General features: G+C 68.8%; 3 protein-coding genes. 1 reads left to right on the top strand and 2 read right to left on the bottom strand.

All coding sequences use genetic code 11. The features are described 5' to 3' along the window. Window positions 1-252: 252 nt before the first annotated feature. Window positions 253-2,424, bottom strand: a complete 2,172-nt coding sequence (locus tag HKK72_RS34435) for an MMPL family transporter (protein ID WP_187238599.1) — start codon at window positions 2,422-2,424, stop codon at window positions 253-255. Window positions 2,425-2,619: 195 nt separating this feature from the next. Then, window positions 2,620-4,194, bottom strand: coding sequence for a HAMP domain-containing sensor histidine kinase (locus HKK72_RS34430; protein WP_315987591.1), 1,575 nt, complete (start codon window positions 4,192-4,194; stop codon window positions 2,620-2,622). Window positions 4,195-4,353: 159 nt separating this feature from the next. On the opposite strand from HKK72_RS34430, the gene HKK72_RS34425 reads away from it, so the two are divergent. Next, on the top strand, window positions 4,354-6,338 hold a 1,985-nt coding region (locus tag HKK72_RS34425; protein WP_410050377.1), incomplete at its 3' end, for a protein kinase domain-containing protein.

The following is a 6,338-nucleotide window of genomic DNA, read 5'->3' as shown; positions in this document are numbered from 1 at the left end:
TCCGGTGGCCGCGGACGTCACGGTGAAGCCGGCGAACCTCAGGCTGGCCGACAGGAGTTCCCGGATGGTCGGCTCGTCGTCGACCACGAGCAGACTCTTGACCGGCGCGGCAGCCTGCCACGTTCCCGTCTGCTCTGTCGGTTCCATGCCTGCCGTCTCGTATGTCCAATGGTTCCGCCGTCCGGCCGGCGCATTCGGACCGCGGTCGCGCATCGCATCCGAGGATAAGGCTCGCGGCTCACGCCATCCCTCTCAAAGCGCCCGCTGCCGCGCATCCGTTCTGGCCGGTCCCGGTGGCTGGGGCCGCTGCTCCTGCTCGCGTACGGACAGGGGCTCGTCGGCGTGACCCGGCCACCAGGCACGGTGACCGATGAGCGCCGTGAGGCTCGGCGTGAAGAACACGGACATGACGAACGCGGCCACGGCGATGCCGAACGAGATCGCGAATCCGAGCTGGGACAGCAGCGGGTTCCCGGCCACCAGCAGCGCGGCGAACGACCCGGCGAGGATCAGCCCGGCCGCGGCGATGGTCGGGCCGGTATGCCGGATCGCCGCTGCCAGCGCCGCGCGGGGCGACAGTCCTTCCCTCGCCTCCTCACGGAGCCGGGCCATCATGAGGATGTTGTAGTCGGTGCCCAGCGCGACCACGAACATGTACATGACCAGCGGCAACTGGAAGATCAAGCCTGGTTCGCCGCGCAGGTTCTGGAAGATGAGTGTGGCCGCGCCGAGAGTCGCCCCGTAGCCGAGCCCGACCGAGGCGATGAGGTACCACGGGGCCACCAGGCTGCGCAGGAGCAGGCCGAGGATCACCATGATGAGCAGAGCGGCGACCGGGAACACCAGGGCGTAGTCGCGGTGCATCGCGGCCTGGAGGTCCACGTAGACCGCGGTGATGCCGCCGACCAGCACGGTCGTACCGCCCGGAGCGGCGTCGTGCGCGGTTCGCCGCAGCGGACCTCGCACCGTGTCGAGAGCCTGCGCGGATCCCGGCGGCGTGGTCAGCGTCAGCGTGAAATCGGCGGTCGTACCGTCCTTGCTCAGCTGCGGTGGCGCCACCTGACCCACCCCGCCGACCGCCGCCAGCCGGCCGGAGAACGCGGTCAGCTCACCTTGACCCAGCCGCCGGCCCGGTTCGCCGCTCAGGTAGACGTGGGTCGGGTCGATGAGCCCGGGTGGCAGGCCCTTCCGCAGATCGTTCAGTGCGACCCGGGACTCGGCCGTCTTCGGCAGCCCGGCCTCGGAGAAGTCGAAGTTCGATCGGAAGCCGAGCGTCCCCACAGCGAGAGCCGCCATGACGACGCCTGAGAGAGCGGCGAACGCGGCGGGCCGGCGTGCCATGCGCGTGCCGAGGGCGGCGAACCGGGCGACTCGTGGCTCGTGCCGCCAGGTCTTCGACGGCCAGAACACCCCGGTGCCGAGCAACGAGGTGATCGCCGGTATCACCGTCAGCCCGGCCAGCAGGTTGACGGTGACCGCTATGGCCAGCGCCGGGCCCCATGAGCGGAAGATCGAGATCGACGACAGCATCATCGCCAGGAAGGCGATGATCACTACGCCCGCCGCGGACGTGATGGCCTCCCCGACCCGGGCGACCGCGCCGACCATGGCCTCCTGAGGGTCGTCGCCGGCGCGTAGGCGCTCGCGGTAACGGAACATCAGGAACAGGATGTAGTCGGTGCCCACACCGAAGAGCACCACGATCAGCAACTGGCTCGCGGAGCTGTCCGCCTGCAGGCCGAGCGCCCGGACCATGATGGCGATCAACCCGTCGGCCGCCTGCGACACGATTCCGATCACCACGATCGGCAGTAGCGCGATGACCGGGCTGCGGAAGATCACGAGCAGCAGGATGATGATCAAGGCGATGGTGGCGAGCAGGATGATCGCGTCAAGACCCGCGGAGGCCTCTTCCTGGTCCATCTCCTGTGCGACCGCACCCGTCGTGTTGGCGGTCAGGCCCGTGCCGGCGACGACCTGCTTCAGGTCGGCGCGCAGGGTCCGCAGCGAGTCGAAGAGTTCCTGCCGGTTGGCCTCCGTGAGCGTGGGCATCTGGACGCCCAGGGTCTGTACGGCCTTGTTGGGCGACGGCTCGCCGGCGATCACCTGCTCGACGTTCGCGATGTTCCGCCCCTTCAGGGCTCCGGCGATCTCGGGGACCTTGGTGGAGTCGGCGGCCGTGAGCGACCCTCCGTCGGTGCGCCGGACGACGATGATCACCGATGGGGTGAAGGCGTCAGGGAACGCCCGCTCGCGCAGCTTCTCGGCCTTGACCGCCTCATAGCGACCGGGGAGGAAGTCGGTCTCCTCGCCGGCCGTCGGCAGGCCGGGTGAGAACGCGATCAGCGCGACCGCGGCCACCACCCACAGGGCGATGACCCGCCATGGGTGGTAGACCACGACCCGGCCGAGCTGGGCGAACACGCGTGGGCCTCTCGCAGAGTTGGTCATCATCACGCTGCCGAGACTGGCCCGGCCGGTTGCCGGTGCCCTGGGAGGAACCTGTGCGCCCGCCGAGGACGGGCGCCGTCAGATCGGCCGGTGGCCGGCCGGAACGCGGACAGAGGTGCCGAATCCGGACGGGGTGCCGCCTGGGTTCACAGGGAGCTCCCAGGAATCTCACGGGTCGGTGTCACCGTCACCCTCACCGTCGTCGGCGGTGATCGGAATCGAGATGCGGAAGCGGGCGCCCGCGCCGGGTGCCGTGTCGAGTTCGATCCGTCCGCCGTGTGCCGCCACGAGTGAGCGGGCGAGGGCCAGGCCGAGGCCCGCGCCGCCGCCGTTGCCGCGGCTGCGTGAGCCGTCGGCCCGGTAGAAGCGATCGAAGACCCGCTCGGCCTGCTCCGGCGGCAGGCCTGGGCCGTGGTCCTCGATCTCGAGGATCGCCCGGTCGTCGAGCGTTCCGACGCCGATCCGGACTCCGCCACCGGCGGGTGTGTGCGTGACGGCGTTGCCGACGAGATTGCTCACCACTTGGCGCAGCCGCTCCTCGTCCCCGAGGACGGGCGCGCCGCCGGGCGTGCCGCCGCCGGGTCCGGTGAGCTCGATCGGCCGCGACGGGTCCAGGGCGCGGAGGTCGTGTTGTGCGTCGGCGGCGAGCGTACGAAGGTCCATCGGGCTGAGCTCCAGGGGGAGTGCCTCGTCTCCCTCTGAGTGCTCGTCGAGCCGGGCGAGCAGCAGAAGGTTCTCGGTGAGATTGGCCAGCCGGGTCGCCTCGCGTTCGATCCGCCCCATGGTGTGGTCGATATCGTCCGGGCCGGGCATGGCGCCCATGCGATAGAGGTCGGTGAAGCCCTTGATGCCGAACAGCGGGGTCCTCAGCTCATGGCTGACATCCGCGACGAATCGCCGCATCCGGGCCTCTGACTCGGCGCGGGCCGCGAAGCCCCGTTCGATCTGGGCGAGCATGCTGTTGAGTGACACCGACAGCCGGCCGACCTCCGTACGTGGAGCGCCCAGGTCGGGAATGCGATGGGTCAGGTCGCCCCCGGCTATGGCGGCCGCCGTCGCCTCGATCCGGGACAGGGGACGCATTCCCGCCCGGACCGCCGACCATCCCACCGCGGTGAGCACGACCAGGATGGCACTGCCGGTGACCAGGCTGATCGTGCGCAGCCGTGCGATGGTGGCGTCGGTCTCGGCGCGAGACGCGGCCACCACCACGCTGCTGCCCCTCAGATCGCGGCCGTCGGCCAGGGGCAGGGCCGGCGACTCGATCCGGAGCACGATCACCCGCCACCGTGACGAGCCCGGTTCGTCGGGGACGTCGAAGGGCCGTCCGCCGCGTGCGGCCACGGCGGCGGCGTCCAGTCTCGGCAGCCGGGGCCCGGCACGACCTTCGGCGCTTGGGTGGTGGACCACCTGGGCGGTGCCGCCGTCGGGGAGGACATAGGCGAGATAGGAGAAGCCGAGCATGTCGAAGACCGGCGTCAGGTCCTGGGGACTGGGGGGGCGGCTGCGCTGGTTCTGAGGAATGGCCGGTGCGCGTGACATGAGCTCGGCCGTCGGCCGGATCCGGTCGTCGATGCGATCGGTCTGATAGCCGGCGAGCGCGCCGATGACGATGGCGTAGCCGACCGTGAGCCCGATGGCGACCAGCGCGACCGTGATGAGTACCAGGCGGGTACGCAGGGACGTCCGGCTGAGGCGGCGAAGCGCCGGTGCCGGTGATGCCTGCCGCAGTCGTATCTCCACGGACCCATGTCTACCGGCCCCGGCGGGCATGGTCGTGTGATGATGGGCGCGATAACTCTTTTTCCACGATAGTTCCTGCCATTTCGATTGACTTCTGGTCGGCCGAAATGCGGATCGTCTGTTGACCTCTTTTCGGCCGAGATAAAGGGAACAGCCGACATGGTGGTGGATCCTCAGGAATTCGAGGCGCTTCTGGTGGGTGAGATCACGCAGAACGGCGATGCCGCGGCAGGTCGACTGCTCGACGCCGACGGTGATTCGCGAGTCCGGGGTACGGTCCGCTTCCTGCAGAACGTCCTGGACTGGATCGCCGACCACGAGTATCAGCATGGGCCGGATCAGTTCCTGGCGGCCTGCCGGGATGCGCGCAGCCGATTCTCCGCCGTTTCGGACGGTGTCTCGCCGAACATCGCCGGCCTGCTGGATCTGATCACCCTGAACTCGATGCTGCTGGACCGGAGGTTCAAGTCCCCGAGCATCGAAGAACAGCGTCAGGCCGATGACGAGTGCCGCGCTCTGTTCGCCGACGGATCCGCGATCCGGCAGGCCATCGAGGTGATCTACCGCCCCGAACCGGGGCCGGAGAACGCCTCGAAGATCGACGCATGGGACCAGCTGGACTTCGGCTCGATGTCGTATTACAAGGCCGGGACGACCTCGTTCATTCTCCGGGGACACTCGCGGCGGCCCATTGATCAGTCGGGCGCCCGCCGGGCACTAGCCGTCAAGTGCGTGCTCTTTCCCTGGAACAAGCTGACCGCGATAGCCAAGGCGACCGACGACTACGCCACCGAGTACGGGGCGAGCCGTGTTCCCGACGTCGTGGTCCATCCCATCGCGTCGTCGACCCGCTGGGTCATCCTGCCGTTTCAGGAAGGGCAGACCCTTGCCGAGCGCCTTGTGGGCTTCGATCTGCCTGCTCGTCCGGGAACCGATCCCCCCTCGGTGGCCGAGCGGGTGGTCGAGGCACGGAGCGTCGCACGGGAACTGACCCGGGTGCTGCACCGGCTGGCCGACGGATCGGTGGTCGACCCGGCACGTCCGGACCGTCAGCACCGCGACCTGTCTCCCAGCAACGTCATCCTGGAGCCGGGCACCGGGAGCATGAAGCTCATCGATCTCGGCGTCAACCACCTCTACAGCAGGCAGGTCGGCATAGCCGAGCACGACGACTCGGTCTACACCGCTCCGGAGATAAAGAACCGCGGTGGGTCGGCGACCGCCGACGCCTACTCACTGGGCATCATCTTGACCCGGATTCTCTGCGGGTACGCGCCGCGTGACAGCCGGGTGCCCACGGAGGTCTGGGAGATCAGCCCTCTGCTGGGCCGCGCGCTCGACGACCTCATCGAGGAGAACCACAGCCGCCGGTTGGTGCTGAGGCATACCGGAGACGACTTCTCCTTCGCCGAGCTGGGCAGGTCGCTGGAGCACACCTTCGAGCTCGTGGACGCGGAACTCGACATCACGGGCTCGGTTCCCCGCCGGCTGTTCTCGCAACTCGCGCCCACGTCACGCGAGGTCTCGGCCCAGTGCAAGCGATGGTGGCGCGACCGCAGGTCCGGATCGCGCGAGTCGGATATCCAGTACCTGCTGCTGTTCTCCGTCATCTCGACGTGGTGCTGGTGGTTCATCGCGGCCAAGACGGCACTGGCGAAGGTGGACGACATCGCGACGTCGTTCGGGGTCAAGACGCCGAAGCTGGCCGGTGTCGCGCTGGCAGCGAACCTCATCGCCCTGAGCCAGGGACTGCTCGCGGCCAAGGTGTATCAGAGCCTGCTCGCGCGGCTCACGACCCGGCACATCTCCGGACTGCTCGCGAGGGCGACCGAGTTGGTGATGCGCCTGATGACGGTCGTCGCCCTGCCTACGACGATCCTCGCGGTCTACTGGAAACCCTGGCTATGGGCCTACTGCAGCGCGGGAGGGGCACTGATCGCGGCGCTTTCGAACTGGCTGACGCTGACCACGGCCAACCGCATCTACCAGTCCGGCCAGGGAGTCCTCTCCTCGGTTCCGCCGCGCGGCAAGATGTTCTCCCGCGGCTACGAACAGTGGTGGTGGACGATGTTGCTGTACGCGGCGCTCATCGGCCTGATAGCCCTCGGCCTGCAGACCGGGTGGATGCGCGACATGTGGGCCTA

It is taken from the genome of Actinomadura sp. HBU206391 (genome assembly GCF_014323665.1).
Taxonomy (GTDB): domain Bacteria; phylum Actinomycetota; class Actinomycetes; order Streptosporangiales; family Streptosporangiaceae; genus Actinomadura_C.
Note: the sequence above shows the minus strand (reverse complement) of the source record. Positions and strands in the feature narration are given on the sequence as shown.